At 34.0% G+C, this 22,054-nt stretch carries 21 protein-coding genes; 17 read left to right on the forward strand and 4 right to left on the reverse strand.

The window, feature by feature from the left end; translation table 11 throughout:
- Positions 1-135 precede the first annotated feature (135 nt).
- A complete protein-coding gene (locus tag GAPWK_RS11105) occupies positions 136-1,125 on the reverse strand; it encodes an alpha/beta fold hydrolase (protein WP_038518449.1) in 990 nt (329 codons plus the stop codon).
- Between the two features lie 233 nt (positions 1,126-1,358).
- Between GAPWK_RS11105 and coaD the strand changes: the two genes are divergently transcribed.
- Genes coaD through relA form a run of 3 tightly spaced genes read left to right on the forward strand, consistent with a single transcriptional unit; the run spans position 1,359 to position 5,462 of the window.
- Complete coding sequence (coaD, locus tag GAPWK_RS11110; protein WP_025316300.1) at positions 1,359-1,847, forward strand: pantetheine-phosphate adenylyltransferase; 489 nt, start codon at positions 1,359-1,361, stop codon at positions 1,845-1,847.
- A gap of 17 nt (positions 1,848-1,864) precedes the next feature.
- The gene (gene rlmD / locus GAPWK_RS11115) at positions 1,865-3,193 is read left to right on the forward strand and encodes a 23S rRNA (uracil(1939)-C(5))-methyltransferase RlmD (RefSeq protein WP_025316301.1); all 1,329 of its coding nucleotides are present in this window, start codon (positions 1,865-1,867) and stop codon (positions 3,191-3,193) included.
- Between the two features lie 10 nt (positions 3,194-3,203).
- Positions 3,204-5,462, forward strand: coding sequence for a GTP diphosphokinase (gene relA / locus GAPWK_RS11120; protein WP_025316302.1), 2,259 nt, complete (start codon positions 3,204-3,206; stop codon positions 5,460-5,462).
- Between the two features lie 45 nt (positions 5,463-5,507).
- Here relA and folA read toward each other — a convergent pair whose 3' ends face one another.
- Both folA and GAPWK_RS11130 read right to left on the reverse strand, forming a co-directional pair.
- A complete protein-coding gene (gene folA / locus GAPWK_RS11125; protein WP_025316303.1) occupies positions 5,508-6,008 on the reverse strand; it encodes a type 3 dihydrofolate reductase in 501 nt (166 codons plus the stop codon).
- Positions 6,009-6,013: 5 nt separating this feature from the next.
- Positions 6,014-7,078 carry an MJ1255/VC2487 family glycosyltransferase gene (locus GAPWK_RS11130; protein WP_025316304.1) on the reverse strand — a complete coding sequence of 355 codons (1,065 nt, stop codon included), beginning with the start codon at positions 7,076-7,078 and terminating at the stop codon, positions 6,014-6,016.
- Positions 7,079-8,287: 1,209 nt separating this feature from the next.
- On the opposite strand from GAPWK_RS11130, the gene GAPWK_RS11140 reads away from it, so the two are divergent.
- The gene (locus GAPWK_RS11140; protein WP_025316306.1) at positions 8,288-9,841 is read left to right on the forward strand and encodes a multicopper oxidase family protein; all 1,554 of its coding nucleotides are present in this window, start codon (positions 8,288-8,290) and stop codon (positions 9,839-9,841) included.
- Between the two features lie 175 nt (positions 9,842-10,016).
- Here GAPWK_RS11140 and GAPWK_RS11145 read toward each other — a convergent pair whose 3' ends face one another.
- Positions 10,017-10,772, reverse strand: a complete 756-nt coding sequence (locus GAPWK_RS11145; protein ID WP_025316307.1) for a DeoR/GlpR family DNA-binding transcription regulator — start codon at positions 10,770-10,772, stop codon at positions 10,017-10,019.
- A 291-nt stretch (positions 10,773-11,063) separates the two neighbouring features.
- Here GAPWK_RS11145 and GAPWK_RS11150 point away from each other — a divergent pair, with 291 nt between their 5' ends.
- The 13 genes from GAPWK_RS11150 to GAPWK_RS11210 all read left to right on the forward strand — a co-directional run bounded on the left by GAPWK_RS11150 (position 11,064) and on the right by GAPWK_RS11210 (position 21,908).
- On the forward strand, positions 11,064-11,585 hold the full coding sequence (locus GAPWK_RS11150; RefSeq protein WP_025316308.1) for an RpiB/LacA/LacB family sugar-phosphate isomerase: 522 nt from the start codon (positions 11,064-11,066) through the stop codon (positions 11,583-11,585).
- Between the two features lie 18 nt (positions 11,586-11,603).
- Positions 11,604-12,971 (forward strand): PTS galactitol transporter subunit IIC, encoded by a 1,368-nt coding sequence (locus GAPWK_RS11155; RefSeq protein WP_025316309.1) that lies wholly within the window; start codon positions 11,604-11,606, stop codon positions 12,969-12,971.
- Positions 12,968-13,252 carry a PTS sugar transporter subunit IIB gene (locus GAPWK_RS11160; RefSeq protein WP_025316310.1) on the forward strand — a complete coding sequence of 95 codons (285 nt, stop codon included), beginning with the start codon at positions 12,968-12,970 and terminating at the stop codon, positions 13,250-13,252. Before GAPWK_RS11155 ends, GAPWK_RS11160 begins: the two co-directional genes overlap by 4 nt.
- Positions 13,253-13,262: 10 nt before the next feature.
- Positions 13,263-13,712: a PTS sugar transporter subunit IIA gene (locus GAPWK_RS11165; protein WP_025316311.1), complete on the forward strand. Its 450-nt coding sequence runs from the start codon at positions 13,263-13,265 to the stop codon at positions 13,710-13,712.
- 73 nt (positions 13,713-13,785) lie between these two features.
- Positions 13,786-14,088: a PTS sugar transporter subunit IIB gene (locus GAPWK_RS11170; protein ID WP_025316312.1), complete on the forward strand. Its 303-nt coding sequence runs from the start codon at positions 13,786-13,788 to the stop codon at positions 14,086-14,088.
- A gap of 11 nt (positions 14,089-14,099) precedes the next feature.
- Positions 14,100-15,389: a PTS transporter subunit IIC gene (locus tag GAPWK_RS11175; RefSeq protein ID WP_202961652.1), complete on the forward strand. Its 1,290-nt coding sequence runs from the start codon at positions 14,100-14,102 to the stop codon at positions 15,387-15,389.
- 29 nt (positions 15,390-15,418) lie between these two features.
- A complete protein-coding gene (gene rpe / locus GAPWK_RS11180; protein WP_025316314.1) occupies positions 15,419-16,075 on the forward strand; it encodes a ribulose-phosphate 3-epimerase in 657 nt (218 codons plus the stop codon).
- A gap of 27 nt (positions 16,076-16,102) precedes the next feature.
- Entirely contained in the window at positions 16,103-16,858 is a 756-nt protein-coding gene (locus GAPWK_RS11185) for an SDR family NAD(P)-dependent oxidoreductase (RefSeq protein WP_025316315.1), read from the forward strand.
- Positions 16,859-16,872: 14 nt separating this feature from the next.
- Entirely contained in the window at positions 16,873-17,412 is a 540-nt protein-coding gene (hxlB, locus tag GAPWK_RS11190; protein WP_025316316.1) for a 6-phospho-3-hexuloisomerase, read from the forward strand.
- A 221-nt stretch (positions 17,413-17,633) separates the two neighbouring features.
- Entirely contained in the window at positions 17,634-17,978 is a 345-nt protein-coding gene (locus GAPWK_RS11195; protein ID WP_025316317.1) for a hypothetical protein, read from the forward strand.
- An 81-nt stretch (positions 17,979-18,059) separates the two neighbouring features.
- Positions 18,060-20,792, forward strand: coding sequence for a preprotein translocase subunit SecA (gene secA, locus GAPWK_RS11200; RefSeq protein WP_025316318.1), 2,733 nt, complete (start codon positions 18,060-18,062; stop codon positions 20,790-20,792).
- 117 nt (positions 20,793-20,909) lie between these two features.
- Positions 20,910-21,314 (forward strand): 8-oxo-dGTP diphosphatase MutT, encoded by a 405-nt coding sequence (gene mutT / locus GAPWK_RS11205; RefSeq protein ID WP_025316319.1) that lies wholly within the window; start codon positions 20,910-20,912, stop codon positions 21,312-21,314.
- A gap of 357 nt (positions 21,315-21,671) precedes the next feature.
- Positions 21,672-21,908 (forward strand): DUF4177 domain-containing protein, encoded by a 237-nt coding sequence (locus tag GAPWK_RS11210; protein ID WP_025316320.1) that lies wholly within the window; start codon positions 21,672-21,674, stop codon positions 21,906-21,908.
- Positions 21,909-22,054: the final 146 nt, after the last annotated feature.

A 22,054-nucleotide genomic window follows, 5' to 3' on the forward strand; every position in this document is an offset into this window, starting at 1 on the left:
ATTATGGATGAACAATTATTGTGTTCATCCATCATAAAAAAATAGAGTAAAGGCTTTTTATACTTATAAACAATATATATTGGTGGATTGTTATTGAATTTTTATAATTAAAACAAAATAACAAACTCTTTAAATTTATTTATCTGAATTAAGAAAATCAATTACAGAAGAAACAAATAAACTTCGCCCTTTTTCAGCACGATCTAAATGCACAAAATGTGTGCCATCGGGTATTTCTAACAAATGTGCTTGCTTAGCTTCATTAACAATAGCTAAAGCATCCGCTTTACGGCTCCAAAAGTCATTTTGCGAGAAAATAACTAATATCGGCATCAATAAATGTTTGGCTTGCCACTGCTTTTGACCAATAGCTAATTCAAAACTATCTGCCATTGCCCCTGTTGGTGAGCGAAATTGAGGAGGTATATGAGAAAAAGATTCAGGATCAGAATTCATCGCCTCTTGAGCATAAGCATTAGCAACTAAAGAATCCCGCCATAAATCTTTTTCAACCAAAGGAATACTTAAATCCCAAGCCTGAAACAAACTTTCTTTAGTATTTAATTGATAACCACCAATACTGTGATTGAATTGTTTTGGATTTAATTTATCTTCAAATACTGAGCCTTTACCTAATAATTTATGATCGTCAACAGCACCATATAATGAATTATAAATAATCAACTTATTAACACTATCATTATGTTGCTCAGCATAGGCGGCAGCCCAATGCCCACCTGTAGCCCAACCCAAAATATTTATTTTTTGGGAATCTGTCCATTTTAATATTTGATTCACAGCGCACTTTAAATCATCAATTGCTGCGGGCGTACGGACTAATGGTTTAGATTCACTTGCAGGTCGAGACATCTCTTTAGGACGACTTGATTTACCATAGCCTCGCAAATCAATAATATAGACATCAAACCCAGCCTGAGCCAAATCTTCTGCTAACGATCCTCCTTGAACAGGTAAATCAAACGAACCAATACCTGGGACTCGAGCACCATGAACTAATAACAATGGTTCTTGTTTATGTTTATTATTCTTTAATTTAACTTCTCTGATAAAAATATTTTCATCTAAATAGCAAGAACCGATCAAATGGTCTCTTTTTTCGATCATACTAGCACTACCTGTATAGGGTAAAATTAACAACAAAATTATCATACCCCTTTTAATTAGTCCAATCACTTCAATATCATTTATTTCAATCAATAACTTCTAAAATTAACAATATTCAATTACTTTATTTTAGATTACCGCTAAATTTAAACAAGATTTTTGGCTAGTTTACTAACAATCCAAGCTAAAATTAGGTATGATATTCATATCTTTGCTAATGGATAAACTAATAAATGAAAAGCAAAACTTTAACCGCTATCTTTCCTGGAACTTTTGATCCAATTACTAATGGGCATATTGATCTCATTACCCGAGCGTCATTACTTTTTCCTCGTTTAATTGTTGCGGTAGCAGAAAGCCCTAATAAAAATACCCTTTTCACATTAGAAGAAAGGGTTAATTTAGCTTCGACTGCGGTTGAACACCTACTAAATGTTGAAGTGATTGGTTTCGATAATTTAATGGCTAATTTTGCTCAAACACATAATGCGACTGTAGTTGTTCGTGGTGTGCGTACAACGCATGATTTTGAGTATGAAAGGCAATTAGCTGAAATGAATCGCGCATTAAAGCCAGATTTAGATACTATATTTTTGATGCCATCAATTGCAATGGGCTTTATTTCATCAACTATTGTTAAAGATGTGGCTTACCATGGCGGCAATATTACCAATTTAGTGCCTGTTCATGTTAAAAAAGAATTGTTACAAAGACTTACTTAGATTTTAAACTTACGATTATGGTTAAATTTTACACCCCACCTAAAAAAAAGCACACCTCACAAAAATTGACCGTTACCGTTTCGTCACTTGATGCATTTGGACAAGGCGTTGCTAGCCATAACGGAAAAACAATTTTTATCAAATCAGCCTTGCCTGATGAAACCGTTGATATTAAGTTGACCGAAGATAAAAAAAATTATGCTAAAGCAACCGTCATAAAATATTACAATCAAAGTAACGAAAGGGTTAAACCTCAATGTGAATATTATCAAAAATGTGGCGGTTGTGAACTACAACATATCTCATCGCATTTACAACAGCAAGCCAAATACTCGGCGCTTATCAACTTATTACAAAAAGAGAGTGGACAACATTTAGCAAGTGTTATTAAAGATTCGCCCCAAATTATTGCAGATCAACCTTACCATTATCGCAGGCGGGCAAGATTAGCAATTAATCTAGTTAAAGGTGAATTATTTATTGGATTTCGTCAAGCAGAATCAAGTCAAATAATCAATATTGAGCATTGTCCGATATTAGTTGAACAATTAGATTTATTACTTGCCCCATTACAAAATTGTTTACGCAAAATTACCCAAAAAAAAGCACTCGGCCACATTGAATTAATCGCCGTCGATAGTGGTGTGATTATTGTATTAAGGCATACCTTGCCAATGGCATCTCAAGATACCGAGTTATTGAAACAGTTTGCCCAAGAGCAGAACATTTCACTCTATTTTTATGGTGAAGAGTTAGTCCATATCACTGGAAACAAAGAACACTATTATTTAATCAATCATTTAAAGTTAACCTTTAGTCCACTTGATTTTATTCAAGTAAACAGCAAAATTAATCAAAAAATGATTAATCAAGCTTTGGAATGGTTAACATTAAAACCAACAGATAATGTATTAGATCTATTTTGTGGAATGGGTAATTTTTCATTGCCAATGGCAACATTAAGCAAATCGGTTACTGGGATTGAAGGCATCAGTGCACTGGTTAAAAAAGCCAAATTCAATGCACAATTAAATAACAAAGAAATTTGTGCTAAAACAAATTTTTTAATCAATAATTTAGATGATAAACAGCAATTTAACACATGGAACCATGCTACATTTGAAAAAGTATTATTAGATCCTGCAAGAGCAGGCGCTTATAATGCTGCAGCAGAAATTGTGAAAATAGCACCTGAAAAGATTGTTTACATCTCGTGCAACCCTGCTACTCTAGCAAGAGACTGTAAGCAATTTATTGATAAAGGATATAAAATTGCTCAAGTTGCTATTTTGGATATGTTTCCGCAAACCAAGCACATTGAATCAATGTTGCTACTAACGAAGTAGGATAATAATTATGGTATCAGTTAGAGGAGCCCATCAACACAGTGAAGAGCATTATTCTCTTGCACAATTTGATATTGAAAGATGGACCAGTCAAGAATTATTATTAACCAATCCGACCTCTTATAAAAAGTTCAAAGAAGTTTGGGATTTTTGTTTTGAAAACAGTGCCGGTGCGCCAGAACAGATCCACTGCTTCCAAAATGCAATTGAAATGGTCGAAATCTTATCAACGCTCAATATGGATATTAATAGTCTGTGTGCCGCGTTATTACTTCCTTTTGTTGATACCAAAATTATTCGTCGAGAAGATATTCCAGAGGATTTCGACCGCGAAATCTCAAATATTATTTCCAGCATCGTAAGAATGAAAGAAATTCGCCATTTACGAGCAATTCGTAATGGCAGTGCGACAACTGAACAAATTGATAGTATTCGTCGCATGTTATTAGCTATGGTCAATGATTTTCGCAGTGTCGTCATTAAATTAGCTGAACGCATTACTTATTTGCGAGATTTAATCTCGGCACCACAAGAAGAGCAGGTTTTAGCGGCTAAAGAGTGCTTTAATATCTATGCACCACTTGCAAATCGATTAGGTATTGGTCAACTAAAATGGGAACTTGAAGATTTTTGTTTCCGTTACTTATATCCTGATGAATATCGCCTTATTGCTAAAAAGCTACATGAAAAGCGCTTAGATCGTGAGCTGTATATTGATCAATTTGTTGAACATCTACAAGATTTAATGAATAAAGATCATATTCGTGCAGAAGTTTATGGTCGACCTAAACACATTTATAGTATCTGGCGCAAAATGGAGCGTAAACATCTGCAATTTGAAGATCTTTATGATATTCGTGCAGTAAGGATTATTTGCGATCGTATTGAAGATTGTTATAACGCTTTAGGTATCGTTCATAGCCATTATAAACATATCGCCAAAGAGTTTGACGACTATGTTGCTAATCCAAAACCTAATGGTTATCAATCCATTCATACGGTTGTTTATGGACCACAACATAAAACGATTGAAATTCAAATCCGAACAGAACAAATGCACAATGACGCAGAGCTAGGTGTTGCTGCGCATTGGAAATATAAAGAAGGCAGTACCGATAAAATGACTGCTTATGATCAGCGAATTTCTTGGTTACGTAAACTTCTAACTTGGCAACAAGAGATGTCTGAAAGTGGTGAAATTCAAGAAGCCGTACGTAGCCAAATTTTTGATGATCGAGTCTATGTTTTTACGCCGAAAGGCGATGTGGTGGATTTACCTGCCGGCTCAACTCCGCTTGATTTTGCTTATCATATCCACAGTGATGTCGGGCATCGTTGTATTGGTGCTAAAGTAGGTGGTCGCATTGTACCTTTTACCTACAATTTAAAAATGGGCGACCAAGTTGAGGTCATTACTCAAAAGCAACCTAATCCAAGTCGCGATTGGCTGAATCCAAATACAGGATTTGTTAACAGCAGTCGCGCAAGAGCTAAAATTCAAGCTTGGTTTAAAAAACAAGATCGCGATAAAAACATTGCCGCCGGCGAACAAATTTTACAAAATGAACTTGAGTCGTTAAATATTACTTTAAAAAGTGTCGAAAAAATACTCATCAATAAATACAATGCCCACTCATTTGACGAAGTGCTTGCAGGCATTGGTAGTGGTGATATTAGAATTAATCAATTAGTTAATTTTATTAATGCTCAATTTAATAAACCGACTGCGGAACAAGAAGACGAAGCCGTCTTAAAACAAATAGCCCAAAAATCAACTATACAAACTAAGAATAACAACAAAACGGGGAATAAAAAAGGCAGTGAAGTCATTATTGAAGGTGTCGGCAACTTAATGTACACCATTGCTAATTGCTGTCGTCCTATCCCTGGTGATCCTATTGCTGGGTTTGTAACGCAAGGCCGCGGCATTTCAATCCACCGGGCAGATTGCGAACAGTTACAAGAATTAAAAAATCATGCTCCTGAACGCATCACTAACGCCGTTTGGAATGATGATACTCACTCAGGTTATACCATGGTTACCCAAATTGTTGCCAATGATCGCAGCGGTTTATTAAGAGACATCACCACCATATTGGCTAACGAAAAAGTTAATGTGCTTGGCCTAATAAGCCGTTCTGATATGAAGCAACAATTAGCGACCATTGAGGTAGATATGGAAATCTTTGATCAAGATTCTTTAAATCGTATACTCAATAAAATTAAGCAACTACCTGATGTTATTGAAGCCAAACGTTTTCAAAGCTAACAATTTATTTATCGCCACGCTTAAGTGGCGATAATGCATTACACGTTATTTTCGTTGTAAAATTTGAAATTGATATGGATAACTATTTTTTTCATCGGCTTGGTGATCTTGTTGATAAATTACTTGCCATTGCTCGGGTAAATAATCGGGAAAATAGGTATCTCCTTGCAACTCAGCATCAATATGCGTTAAATAGAGCCGATCAATTAATGGCAAGACTTGCTGATAAATATTACCGCCACCGATAATAAAAACTTCATCGGGTTGTTGCGCTTGGGCAAGGGATATTGCCTCATCAATCGATTTTACCCAGCTTACATTAGAAATTTTATTATCAGTGGGCTCTATTTGTCTTGAAATAACAATGTTGTGACGATTAGGAAGTGGTCTACCAATTGATTCAAACGTTTTTCGCCCCATAATAACAGGCTTATTGAGCGTGTTTTTTTTAAACCACGCCAAATCAGCAGGTAAATGCCAAGGCATTTGATTATTTAGGCCAATAACACGATTATGTGCCATAGCAACAATAACACTTAAAATCATAGTAATTACACGTACCCTAAAGATTTAATTCGTTGATTCACATTTTCTGGAAAAATGGTTTGACTCCAAAGCCTACGGCTTAGAGAAAGTAAAGGCTCTGTCTGTCCGGAAACTATCCAATTTGCTAATTCAGTTGCTACATCAGGATATATTGTTGGTTTAGGAGAAGATAAGCCCAACCAATACTTAAGTTTGATACTATTCAGATTCTCCATAACAGTTGCCATATCTAAAGTGTGTAAACACTGTGCATTATAGATTTGCTCAAATTGCCCTGATACAGGCTTAGTCAAAATCTTTTTACCTAAAACTAAAGCTTCAGAAATTAAGGCAAAACCAGTATTGGTAATAATACCAGAACAACTCACTAAAGCATGGGTAAAATTATCGCGACCAAGAGGTTGAAAAGTGATATTTTTTTGTTGAGACAGTTGCTTTATACCTGGATGAAAACAGATAAATTGATGATCTGGGAATTGTTGTAACAATTGTGTAATTTCATCTAATGCTTCAAATGGCAAATAAACAATAATATTTCCATCTTCAGTTGGTGTAACATCAAAAGTGTCAATCATTGGCGGAATCAATTTATGTCCAAAATGAAACCAATGTAAGCCAATAGGATTAGTGACAGGTGCATAATACTTCATAATCACATTTGCTATCATGCCATATTCTTTAGGCTTGAGATATTGGCATACTGCCTGATTGCTGATACCTAAACAGTCTCGATGCTGATGGTGGGCAGCCCAAGCACTAACTGGCTCAAAATCGCTAATGATACAATCATATTTTGATAAATCGAGTTCACGTACATCTTTTACTAGCCGAAAAGCTCGAATTCGTTGTACTGTTTTACGAAAATTAATTTTCCCATTAAGCGTCGCAAAAGAGACACCACGATAGGTAGTATAGTTGCCAAAGGCCTGCATATCAAAATAGTCTTTAGGATCACGACCGCTGAAAATATAGTCAACATCAGCGCCAGCTATCTTTAAAGCTTTTGCTAACGTTCTACAACGACTGACATGGCCATTTCCTGTTCCTTGAACACCAAAGAGAATTTTCATATCAACATTTTTCGCTAATTATTATTAGTAAATATAATAACAGAACACTTAATTATTAGCTCCATTATTTTAAGCAGGTGATACAAATAATTATAATCAACCCCAATTTATAGCAATTTTGATTAAAACCATCAAAAAATATTTTAAAAATTTTGTCTATAAATCGATATATTGATAAATGTTTAGTGGTGATAAATCACCTCTTTTTGATATAAATAACAACTTTTAAAATTCATTATTGCTAATAAAAAATTTATTAATTCGTTTCGTTAATAAGCAACAAATGAATAAAAGTCTTGGAAAAATAAATCAGAATTTATCTAACAAATACTATTATTTTTTAACTAATTAATAACGATTATCTTAATTTAATAAAAGTTTATTGGTTAGCATAATTTTTAGATTAAATTATTTAACAACCCCAACTCATCAAATCTATGGAATGAATTTCATTGCTATACAAATGATTGTAAAAATATTTAATCATTGATAAATGATTCAGCACTTAATAATGATTTTCTGTATGAATAATGTTAATTACCGATCACCCTAAATTGCAATTAATATTTTAAATATACTCAATTTTTATTTTTGTATAAGTAATTACCGTTTTCAATATATGTAAAGATGGTATAAATCAGATGCTTTTTTGAGTAAAATAAGTTTATATATATTCATTAGATGAATAGTGAGATTTTACATGTCATTAAGATTCATCCATAAACAAACCTATCTTATTGCAATATTAGCAATAATTTTATTTCTATTTGTTTATACGATCAGACATTTATCTATCATCATAAATTCATCTTTGCCTATTACTGTAGTTTCACAACCTAGTTCATCTATATTAGAAGTCAGTAATAACCATAATAGCTGTTATCTTTTATCCAAAAAATCAAAAAGTTTATCAAATTGCACTGTTTTTAACCACTGCTCACTATGTAATACACTAATATCAAATATTGTATTGAATATTGAATTTTCACAAGCTCCTGAACAATATCTTTCAGATAACTTTGCTCCACAATTTAAAGAATTTATTCCTGAATTAAAACCGCCAAGAGTTGCTTAATTAAATAATTCAGTTGTATTGACAACAAAAATTAGTTTAAGCATTTATCACAAAAATGACTGTTTTTTGTTATTACTTCTATCTTTAATAACGAAATAGTCATTGTTTATCTTAAAAATGATGAAAGGAATATTATGAAGCGTCGAATTTTTTTACTTAATATTACTACCGCTATAAGTGGATTAGCCGTTACCAAAGCCTTTGCCAAAATGGATCACTCCTCAATGAGTGATACCATGTGTGCAATAAATTCTGATGAATGTCAAAAGGGGGATAGCATGCACCACGAGCATATGAATATGAATATGAATATGAGTAATAACAAAACTCCACAAAAACTTTTAGCTACTTCAGCATTACCTCAGGGGCAAGATTTACCTGAGTTAGCCCGTTTAAAAAATACGAGTGACAAACAAGGGACATTTGAAGCAAATCTGGAAGCAAAACCTGTTAAAATAAAATTAACGCCAGAATTAACAACAGAATTTTGGGCATATAATGGCAACATACCTGGCCCTGCAATTGAAGCTTTCGAAGGCGACAAAGTTAAAATAACCGTAAAAAACAGTATACCGCAAGCAACAACGGTACATTGGCATGGTTTACTCATTCCATCCAATCAAGATGGTAATCCACAAGATGAAATCCCTGCTGGCAGTAGCCGAACTTATGAATTTACTATTCCAGAAGGCAATGCAGGTACATATTGGTACCACCCTCATGGTCACGAAACCGTTGCCGAACAAGTTGCTCGAGGATTGGCTGGAATATTTATTGTACGCAGTAAAAAAGATCCACTTGCCTCTTTGCCAGAACAAAACTGGTTCTTTTCTGATTTGAAACTAACCGACAAAGGTGAAATTGCCGATAATTCAATGGTTGATTGGATGAATGGACGTGAAGGTCAATTTGTATTAATTAATGGTGCTTATCGTCCTAAAATTACCGTAAAAAGTGCAACTAGAGTGCGTATTTGGAATGCGTGTTCTGGGCGTTATCTTAATTTATCAATTCCTAACTGCGATGTTTATTTAGTTGGAACAGATGGAGGATTGATGCCTAAACCTGTTCAACTAAACTCACCGCTATTGTTGTCACCGGCTGAACGCGCTGAATTGGTTATTGTTCCTAAACAATCAGGTACAGTATATTTACAATCAATTGGATATGATCGTGGAAAAATGGGCAATGTACCACCTGAACAAGATATCATACTTGGTGAACTAGTTTTGACAGAGTCATCCTCTATTGCTTTACCGTCAACGTTACGCGAGTTGCCAAAATTAGGGCATGCAACGGCTCATAAGACACTAGAATACACCGAAGTTATGGATATGAAAGAGCCTCGAGGAGGTATGCTATTTTTAATTAACGGCAAACGCCATGATATGCAACGAATTGATTTAGAAAGTAACATTCATGAAGTTGAAGAGTGGACAATTTTTAATAATTCTCACATGGATCATAACTTTCATATACATGGTGCACAGTTTACTACCGTATCACATGAAGTTGATGGTAAAAAGAATCCACCTAAATATGAGGCATTAAAAGATACCATTAATTTACGTCCATATGAAAAAATCACCATAAAAATTCAACAAAATATGCCAGGATTACGCATGTATCATTGTCATATAATTGAACATGAAACACTGGGTATGATGGGTCAATTAATGGTGAAATAATTTAATCAACTTTCCCCCTCTTTTTTTAACCATTATTTATTAAAATTAGAGGTGGGATATTTTGTTGATAAAGAAAGACAATAAACAAAGTTTAAGGATTAGAATATTGAGTAATTCAGTTTAAGAAAGTAACATTTAAAATAAGGCGATTAACCTATCAAACAACAATATTTTGCTAGCACAAAATCACACGAGTCTGTTTTTCTAATTCCATAACTTGTAAGGAATCGGCTATATCATTAGTAATTAGCGCTGTAATTTCGCTCCAATCACAAATTTTATATAAACTTTTACGGCTAAATTTAGTATAGTCACCTAAAATATATCTTTTATCGGAATGTGCAATAATCACTTTATCTATATAAGCATCTGAAGATGAGGGACTAGAAGGACCGTTTAAGTTACTAAAACCATCTGTTCCTAAAAAACAAACATCAACTTGGATTTCGTTAATCATTGATAGCGCCCAACCGCCAAATACAGATGAGCTTTTGTCACGTAATTCGCCACCAAATAAAAACACTTGATTTTCAGAAGAAATCAATATGTTAGCTACAGGAAGAGAGTCCGTAAAAATCTTAAAACCAGAACGATACATTAATAATTTAGCTAGTTCTAATGCTGTACTTCCTGTACCAATAATCATTGAGCAATTATCTGGAAGGAGTGTTAATGCTTTTTGTGCGATACTCTTTTTTAAGCTTGCATTTTCTTTTTCTCTAATTTTGAATGGATTCTCAATAGCGCCTTGTTTGAGTGTTGCACCACCATGGCATTTAACTAAAAATCCTTTTTTTTCTAATTGAGATAGATCCTTGCGAATAGTTTCATAAGTTACTTGATATTTACGAGCTAATTCACTTACATACACAGTTCCGGTTGTAATCAACTCTTCTAAAATTAATTCTCTTCTCTCATTCATTAAGTGCATAGTTAACAATCTCAATTATTTTAGTATAAGTGTAGATATTGGTTTTATTAATAGTTATCTTTTTTATTTTTGACGATATTTTACAACATAATCTAACTTATTCCTCATTTATCTTAATCACTTTCTAAAAAACCAACTAACACAATCTTAAATGACAACATTAAATTGGTTTAAATTGGCTTTTTATAAATTAAAAAACAATATCTTATCATATTTGTGACGTAGATCACATTGACTTACCAATAAAAACCAACTATAAAGTTGGTTACTAAATCTAAATGAGGAAAACTGATGAAAACAAAAATTGCTATCGCATGTGATGATCTGGGATTTGAATATAAGCAAGCTATCAAACAATATTTAATTGAAGAAAAAAATGCTGAAGTCGTTTATGACCCAGTTAAAGTCAAAAATGATGGTATCAATACTTTCGCTAAATTGGCTGATGAAATGTCAGTTCTGATTCAAAAAGATATTTGCCGTTTAGGAATCTATATCTGTGGAACTGGAATTGGTTTTACTTGTCAAGCAAATAAACATTGGGGTATTCGCGCCACAGCAGTAACTAATCCTTATTCAGCCAAACGAGCCAGACTTAGTAATAATGCACAAATTATCGGTATTGGCTGCCGAGTCAACGGGCTTGAGTATACAAAAATGATCATTGATGCTTGGTTTGATGAACCTTTTGACTTTACTACCGCTCGTGAAAACTCGAAAAAAAACTTATTAGAAGCAGAACGTAATGACAACGCTCTATTAGTCAAACCTATGCATATTGCATGGAATATGGGTTTTAGAGCTGATGAGTAAGTAACAAAGGAGCATCTTATGGAACTAATCACACAATTTATTAATGATTTAGGTAATTTCATCTTTATACCGATCATTTTTTTAATACTCATGGCCGCTCTTGGTCGACCTATTTCGGAATGTATATCTTCTGCAATGAAAGTTGGTATTGGCTTTATAGCATTAAGTATGACAATTAAATTTATGCTAGACAAAATGGCTCCGGCAGTTACTGGGCTTGCCGAAAGTACGGGATCTTCACTCAGTGCAATCGATGTCGGTGGAGCAGCCACTGCAGTTATGGGATTCGGTTCAAGTATGGGACCAATTATTATTCCATTATGCGTATTTGTTAATGTATTACTCCTTGTTCTAAAAATAACGGATTGCGTTAATGTTGATGTGTTCAATTTACATCAAAATGCATCAATGGGGGCTATTGTTGGTGTTTACTCTGGAAGTTTTTTGTATGGGGTATTAACAGCGGCACTCTTCCATATTTGGGCATTAATAGCGGCCGATATTGGAGCCAAAAACAACGAACGGTTTTATAATTTACCCGAAGGTGTATCCATTTCTCACCCAGTAGCAAATACTTATCTCATTTTTGCTTACCCTTTCAATTGGATTTATGACCATATTCCTGGTTTTAAAAATCTGAGTATTACAGCAGAAACAATTCAAAAGCGCTTTGGTGTACTTGGTGATCCAACCATTGTTGGGTTTATTATTGGAGTGTTACTTGGTTTTTGTGGTTATTCATGGCAAAGCCCCTATCACACTATCATTTCTAGCCTACAATTGGGAATGTATTTAGCAGCTGTTATGTTGTTACTACCAAGAATGACTTCCATAATGATGGAAGGATTAGTTCCGTTATCGAATGTAGTTCGAAAAAAACTAGTTAAACGCTTCCCAAATCGTGATATTACTGTTGGTATGGATACTGCGTTAATTGTTGGTAATCCATCAGTAATCGCACCAGCATTATTGCTAATACCAATCATTGTCATTTTAGCCGTTATTTTACCCGGTAATAAGGTGATGCCATTAGGTGATTTATCTCAATTTGTATTCTTTATTGCCTGTATGGTACCAGTATTTAAAGGCAATATCATTCGCACATGGATCACTTCAATCTTTTTATTTGGCGGTGGTTTATATATTGCTTCGTGGATGACTCCAGCAACAAATGAAGTATTTCAAGAATTTGGAACCAATCCTGATGCTTCTGTCATGTATACCTCATTAAATCCATCTGCCAATCCATTTACAGGACTTTTTGCCGCAACTAGCCACATAGGAATACTAGGTTATGCGTTAATTGGTCTAATTTTACTATCAGTAGGTTATTTATTAAAGAAAAAACAAATAAATTCAAATGTTAATAGCGAGGTCTCAAAATGAAAAAAGTTTTAGTGGTTTGTGGAAATGGAATTGCTTCATCATCAATAATGGTTTCAATCTTACAAGATTATCTGAAAGAACAAAATATTGTTGCACAAGTGGATAAATCATCTCTCATGGCATGTTCAGCTGATACGTTTAATGGCTACGATTTAGTCGTGTCATCAACCAAAATCGATAATCCTGATATTACAACTAAAGTAATTGTTGGTGCTGGTTTACTTACTGGTATTGGCGAAGAAGCAATTTTTGATGCAGTAAAAAGAGAACTTACTAAATAAGAGGTAGTTTATGCATATTTTAGTTCATGATTTAGATAACAGTATCAAAACATATCAAGAAGTAATTAACGCATCAGGTTCTTACTTATTAGAAAAAGATTATATCCAAGCTGATTATATTACTGCATGTATTGATCGTGAAAAAGATTATCCTACAGGATTACTTATGAGTAACGGAATAGGGCTCGCTATACCTCATGCAAATTATCAATTGGTAAAGTCTGATGCTATTAGTTTAGTTCGTTCCTCTAAAGGTGTTGAGTTTGGACAAATGGAAGATTCTGATTTAAAAGTCAGTTGCCAATTAATATTCAACCTAGCTTTATCAACCAGTAATCAACACTTGACGATACTCCAGCGGTTGTTTGCTTTATTTCAAGATGAAAATTTCGTTGAGAACTGTCAAAACCTTAGCTACTTACAAGTTGAACAATTAATCAATCAACATATAAACAACTAGATAATTATACTTAATTTTTATTCATCACTAATTGAAAAATTACTGATGAATAAAGCGGATGAAGGGAAAAAATATGTCCAAACAATTAAATATCATCGTTGCCTGTGGAAGTGGTGTAGCAACGTCAACAGTTGCTGTAGATGCAGTAAAAAAAATATTAGAAAGTGCTGGTATACCAGCAAAAATTAGTAAATGTACTTTAGGAGAATTGGAGGGTAAACAGCAAAATTTTGATTTAGTACTCACAACTGCTAATTATAAAAAAACACTAACCGTTCCACATATGAGTGTTTTTGGTCTTATTTCTGGTGTTAATGTTGATTTGGTAAAAAATAAACTATTACAACTATGCCAAGAGATTATATCTAAAGCATAAGGAACAAAACTATGATGGATATGTTACAAACTTTTTTTGAAACCGTATCAAAACTTGGTGCAGTAGTATTGTTACCCGTAGTTATTATGCTACTTGGTTTGTTCTTTCGTATGCGAATTGGTTCTGCAATTAAATCAGGTTTACTCGTTGGAATTGGTTTTCAAGGTTTAGTGCTAGTACTTAACCTACTAATGGCAACGATAAATCCTGTTATCGCCTATTATGAAAAGCTTGGTTCAGGTTTTACAACAATTGATGTAGGATTTGCTGCAATCGGTGGAGCCGCTTGGTCTATTCCGGCAGTAGTGTTGTGTATTCCACTGATCATCTTATTAAATATTTTATTAATCAAAATAAAAGTTGTTAATGTAATTAATGTTGATGTATGGAACTTCATTCACTTCATGATTCCGGGAGCTTTAGCCATTGCTCTATTTGACAATATATTCATTGGTGTTTTAGTCACAATCGGCTTATCTGTTATTACATTATTTTGTGCTAAATGGGTTGCTCCTAAATGGGAGGAATATTTTGGTTTAGAGGGAACCACATGCACTACTTTAGCTTTTGTTGCTTTAATTTATCCAATTGCCGTATTTTTTAATAAACTAATTGATTTTATTCCTTTTATTAAAAATCTTGAAATAAATATGGATAAAATTGAAAGTAAATTAGGTATTTTTGGAGATCCTACCTTTATTGGTATTTTTGTTGGTGCATTTTTAGGCATATTAACTCAACAAAATATTCCAACAATTCTCACCATTTGTATGGGATTTGCAGCAGTCATGATACTTATTCCAAGAATGGTAGGAATTATGATGGAGGGCGTAACACCAATAGGTAATGCAGCAACAACATTTATCAAAAAACATGTTAGTGGTAGTGATGGTAAGTTTTATATAGGCATGGACATTGCCTTAGGACTTGGCGATCCTGCTTGTATTACCGTAACCGCAATCACTATACCATTTGTTATCGGATTTGCTTTCCTTATTCCTAATATGACGTTTTTTCCTTTAGGTTTACTCGCTCAAGTTTGTTATTTGACACCTATGATTGTCTTAGCCAGTAAGGGAAATGTATTTCGTAGCACCTTACTATCAATAATCTGCATGTATTTTGTCTGCTTTAGCGCTAACTATTTTGCTCCAGAAGCAACAGCGATGATGAAGTATGCAGGCTTAGATATCTTCGCCACAAATCCTAACGCCACAGTAACCGATGGTGGTCATTTTGGTTGGAATCCAGGAAGCATCTTGGTTTCATTAATGCATAGATTAATAGAACTTTTTTCTTAAATATATTTTTATGAATAAGGAAATAATACATGGTAAACAAATTTAAACTCTCACCATCTGTTTTTGCTGCTGATTTGGGTATGTTAAAGCAACAATTGACAGAACTTGAGAAAAATGAGGTCGAACTATTACATGTAGATGTAATGGACGGACATTTTGTTGAACGCATAGCCTTTGGAGCTGATCATATTAAAGCTCTAAAAAAATTAACACATTTACCACTTGATGTTCATCTTATGGTGCAAAAACCTGAAGTGCATTTAGACAGTATCATTGCAGCCGGAGCAGACATTATCACAATTCATCAAGAAGCTACTAATCGCCACATAAGTTGTTTGCAGAAAATTCGTAAAGCAGGAATAAAAGCTGGAATAGTACTTAATCCAGGCACTTGCGAAGAAAATATAAAATATCTTTTAAATGATATTGATATGGTTTTACTTATGACAGTTAATCCTGGTGAGGGAGGACAACATTTTTTAATGTCCGTAGTCGATAAGATAAAACGAGTTAGAGCTTTGGTTAATAATTACAATATCGATATTGAAGTCGACGGAAGTATTGATGACAAAACCATTAAGTATTGTCGCGATGCTGGAGCAAATATTTTTGTTTCTGGTGGATATTTATTCAATGGCAATATCACAGACAACATTACTAAGTTAAGAGTTTCATTAGCCGCATAATATAGATAAGGAGATAAGGAGATAAAAATGAGTAATTTCACTGGAAAAGTTGCACTTGTAACAGGTGCAGCACATGGAATTGGTAAAGCAATTGCTGAAAAATTTGCAAAAGCTGGAGCTAATACAGTTATTGTCGATTTTAATTATGAATTAGGGACTAAAACAGCAGAACAAATAACTCGCGATTATCAACAACAGTCAATATTTATTCAAGCTGATGTATCAAACGCGAAAGATATGGAAAAAGTACGAGAAGAGACATTCAAACAATTCGGACGTATTGATATTTTAGTATTAAATGCTGGAGTTGCATTTGCTAACAAAGTTAATGACATATCTTATGAAGAATGGCAAAAGACATTAGATATCAATTTAAGTGGTCTATTTAATACCGTTAAACCTTTCTATAACGATTTTTTAACCAATAAAGGATCAATTGTTTATATCAGTTCAGGATCAGCCTTAAGTGGTACTGGTGGAGGCGTGTCTTACCCTGCATCTAAAGCGGGAGGTGAAGGATTAATGCGAGGATTAGCCAAAGAACTAGGTCCAAAGGGTGTAAATGTAAATTCAATTGCGCCAAGATTAATTGACTCAGGAAAAATGATGCGTGTGAATTACCCGACTCAAGAAAGTCTAGATGCCGTGTTGGAGAAAATACCTGTTAGACGTCTTGGTACTGTCGAAGATGTTGCTAACTTAACTTTATTCTTAGCAGATAAAGATAATTCTTATATTCAAGGACAAACTATTTTACTTGATGGCGGTAGAACTATTGCTTAATAGGAGCAAGCAAAATGCAATCACAACTAATTATTAATGAACTAAATCATTCTGTCCAAACATTAACTGATCAAAATATCACAAATTTAATCCAGAAAATAAAACAGCATAACCGTATTTTTGTCCATGGTACAGGACGTTCAGGTCTTATGTTAAAGGCTTTTGCAATGCGGCTAATGCAACTTGGATTAAATTCTTTTGTGGTTGGTGAAACTACTACGCCGTCAGTACAAAAAGGAGATCTTTTAATAGTAGCATCTGCCTCAGGTGAAACCGAAAGTGTTAATTTAATGGCTAAATCAGCACTCAAACAAGGTATTGATCTTGCTATCATCTGCGCATCACCTAATTCAACTCTTGCCAAAATCCAATCACCTGACATTATACTACAATCGGGTACTAAATATTTACAATCACAAGTAAGTCAACAACCACTTGGTAGCCTTTTTGAGCAGATGTTACTTATTATCTTTGATACTGTTATTCTTACTATGAGTGATAATCAAAAAGATAGTAATGATGATATGGCTCATCGCCATGCAAGTTTAGAGTAACGTAAGATTCGATCAATTTAAATCCACTTATCATAAGTTCTTTGATGGGTGGATTTTATACTATTCCTCGTTAAATATTACTTTATTTATACTAATTACCTCTCATTCATAATAGAGCTTATTAACTTTATTTGCTTATCATTACATTGCCTACAATAATCGCTTAACTTGTTGTAATAATTGTTTTTGATTTTGACAAAAAATGCTAATATACTGCCGAAATGAACATAATCTATTATTGGCAAAATATCAGCAAACGCTTGATTATTAATACCGCTTTATCGCACTTATTATTAGGTGTGATTGCTGCTGGGTTTGGATTATATCAAGAAAACGCTTTACCTGCACAATCGTCAACGTCTCAAGTTGGCATTATTGCCATTACCCTAATTGTACAAGATCACCAAACACCAATAACAACAAAATCACAAACATTAGCCTTATCACAAAAACCGCAATGTTATAGGTCAATTACATCATTAAATTACCGTGATGTTAGTCCAAATCCAATTATTCGATTATCACCTAATAATGGTATAAGAGCTGGACCTAATACTACCGCTTAATGAGCTTATCGCTCAATTGAATTAAATTTTTATAGAGGCATAAGCCTTACTATTTCTATTAAAAAGAACAAGAGAAAAATCATGTTATTAAAACTATTAACTAAAGTATTTGGTAGTCGAAATGAACGCGTTTTAAAAATGATGCGTAAACGCGTTGAAAGAATTAATGCACTAGAACCGCAAATTGAAGCATTAACCGATGCAGAACTAAAAGCTAAAACCACAGAATTTAAACAAAAAATCGCTGAAGGTGCTAAGTTAGATGATATTTTAGAAGAAGCCTTTGCTGTTGTGCGCGAGGCAAGTAAACGTGTGTTTGGCATGCGCCATTTTGACGTACAACTTATTGGTGGTATGGTATTAAATGAACGTTGCATTGCTGAAATGCGTACTGGTGAAGGTAAAACTTTAACCGCGACCTTACCTGCTTATTTAAATGCATTAACAGGTAAAGGCGTACATGTTGTGACAGTAAATGATTACTTAGCACAGCGCGATGCTGAAAATAATCGTCCATTATTCGAATTTTTAGGATTATCTGTTGGTATCAACCTACCTAATATGCCACCGCATATGAAACGTGAAGCTTACAATGCCGATATTACTTATGGTACCAATAATGAGTATGGCTTTGATTACCTGCGCGACAATATGGTATTTACTAAAGATTCTCGCGTACAACGCCCATTGCATTATGCTTTAGTCGATGAAGTTGACTCGATTTTAATTGATGAAGCAAGAACACCTCTTATCATTTCGGGACAAGCTGAAGATAGTTCCGACCGATATGTTAGTATTGATAAAATTATTCCATATCTAATTCAACAAGAAAAAGAAGATTCCGATCAATTTCAGGGTGATGGTGACTTTTCTATCGATGAAAAATCTCGCCAAGTCAATTTGACTGAACGTGGATTAGTGAAAGTTGAAGAGTTACTTATTAAAAATGGAATTATGAAAGGTGATGAATCACTTTATGCGCCAAATAATATTGTACTAATGCATCATGTTAATGCAGCATTACGTGCTCATCACCTATTCCATAAAGATGTTGATTACATAGTTAGAGATAATGAAATTATTATTGTCGATGAACATACTGGTCGTACAATGGATGGGCGACGTTGGTCTGATGGTTTGCATCAAGCCGTTGAAGCTAAAGAGCATGTAAAAATCCAAAATGAAAACCAAACATTAGCATCAATTACTTTCCAAAACTATTTCCGCTTGTACGAAAAATTAGCGGGAATGACAGGGACTGCAGATACAGAAGCATTTGAATTCAATCAGATTTATGGCTTAGATACCATTGTTATCCCAACTAATCGCCCAATGGTACGTAAAGATAAACCCGATCTTGTTTATATGACAGAAAAAGAGAAGATCAATGCGATTGTAACCGATGTACAAGCTTGTGTAGAACGTGGACAACCCGTTTTAGTTGGTACAGCCTCAATTGAAAAATCTGAATTAGTTTCATCCGCATTTAAAAAAGCAGGTATCAAGCATAACGTACTCAATGCGAAATTCCATGCTCAAGAAGCGGAAATAATCGCTCAAGCAGGTAGTAAAGGTGCAGTAACCATTGCAACAAATATGGCTGGCCGAGGTACTGATATTATGCTTGGTGGTAATTGGCAAAGCGAGATAGCAAAACTTGAAGCGCCTACTCCTGAAGATATCGAAAAAGCCAAACAAGCATGGCAAGCAAAACACGAAGAAGTGATTGCACTTGGAGGACTTTATATTTTAGGTACCGAACGTCATGAATCACGTCGAATAGATAACCAACTTCGTGGGCGTGCTGGTCGTCAAGGTGACCCTGGTGCATCACGCTTTTACCTATCACTGGAAGATCCATTAATGCGAATTTTTGCTTCTGATCGTGTAGGTAACATGATGCGTAAACTTGGTATGCAAGAAGGCGAAGCCATTGAGCATCCATGGGTAACTAAAGCCATTGCTAATGCTCAAAAGAAAGTTGAAAGCCGAAACTTTGATATTCGTAAACAGTTACTTGAATACGATGATGTTGCGAACGATCAACGTAAAGCAATTTATCGCCAACGTAATGAATTACTTGATAACTCAGATATTAAAGAAACGATTGATTCAATCCGTGGTGACGTCTTTAATACTGTAATTGATCAATATATTCCACCACAATCTATTGAAGAGATGTGGGATGTCAAAGGTCTTGAAACAGCACTTAAAAGCGATTTTGATTTAGATTTACCTATTACTAAATGGCTAGATGAAGAACAAAATCTTCATGAAGAAACATTACGTGAACGTATTTTAAAAATAGCTCAAGATACCTATATTGCAAAAGAAAATACTGCTGGTTCTGAAGCATTTAGACAATTTGAAAAAAGCGTCATGTTACAAACGCTTGACACTTTATGGAAAGAACATCTAGCGGCGATGGATTATTTACGTCAAGGTATTCATTTACGTGGCTATGCACAAAAAGATCCAAAACAAGAATATAAACGTGAATCATTTAATATGTTTGCTAGAATGCTAGAAGCATTAAAATATGATGTAATAGGGATATTAAGTCGTGTTCAGATTCGTTCTCAAGAAGAAGTCGATGAAGCTGAACGTCAACGTCTAGCCGAAATGGAAAAATTAATGGCAAAACAACAAGCCAACCATGAAGAGGTAACAAATATGGGCAGTGAAAGTAAAGAACAATCAGCAGGTACTTCATCACAACCAATAGTAAGAAACCAAGCTAAAGTGGGACGTAATGACCCATGTCCTTGTGGTTCAGGTAAAAAATATAAACATTGCCATGGTGCTGTTCACTAAGGAAAAAATTTAGTATCATCAAGCAATATTGATATTAAATAACCGATTAAACTCGGTACTAAAATTACTAGGGAAAGTACCAACTTTCCCTGCTTTTAATAACAAATAGACAGGATTATGAAAAAACATACTGAAATTGCTGTAGGTATTATCCGTTCACAAGATTGTCAAATCTTTATAACTCAACGCGGTGAAGACTCACATCTTGCTGGTTTCTGGGAATTTCCAGGTGGCAAGATTGAAGTTGGCGAAACTCCATTTCAAACCTTGCAACGTGAAATAGCTGAAGAAGTTGATATCCAAATTCATCAAGCCCAATTTTTAAATATTTTTAGACATAGTTATGATGATCGTGATATTACCATTCATGCTTATCTTGTTGAAGAATGGGATGGTGTACCATTTGCTAAAGAAGGTCAACCTAGCCGTTGGGTTGATCAAGAAGATCTCAATGCAGATGAATTTCCTGATGCCAATAGACCGATTATCGAAATGCTTAAAAATTTAGATAAACAGATTTAATTCATTTGTCTGATGGCTTTAGATAGCTTTGAAATGTTTTTTAAAGCTAGGGAGCTTTTTCGTCACATTAAAGTTAACCTTTAAATTATTGTAACTCTGTAATTTACTTATCAACTTTTGCTTAGTGGTGTTATAAGCGTTGACTATTATTTTAATATTCATTTAAATTATAATTTTTATACTGAAACGTATACATTACCTCAAACTTTTTTACAAAAGTTGGGTTAAATTAGTTATTTTTAGCTACTATAAGTGTAACTAGTTGTTTAACAGGCTAAAAAAGGTATAATTCCTGTCTGTTTTTTAACATTCATCAAAAAAATTACTTTTTTATAGAGGGAGTTAAGGATTAACTATATGAAAGAATATCAAGTAGTGCTTTATCAAGAAGGTGCATTATCATCATTACTTTTAGGTGCAGCTAACGCCGATCCTTTAAAATTTTCTACTTTTTTAAATAACCATGCAGCTCAAGGTTGGCGAGTGGTTACTATGGAAAAAGATATACGCCGTTTGTTTCTATTTTGGCGTAGAGAAGCTTACTTAGTTGTAATGGAACGAGAGAAAGATAATATTAAACCAAACTTTGTCTAACTCTATAATTAAAAAAGGAATCAATATTTCTATTAACGTTATTGATTCCTAATAATAAATAGATCGAGTCAATAATTAATCTTAAAAGCAAATAAGAAAAATTTTTGTCAAAAAGTTTGAGGTAATGCATACGTTTCAGTATAAAA

This window comes from Gilliamella apicola (assembly GCF_000599985.1).
GTDB classification, from domain to species: Bacteria; Pseudomonadota; Gammaproteobacteria; order Enterobacterales; family Orbaceae; genus Gilliamella; species Gilliamella apicola.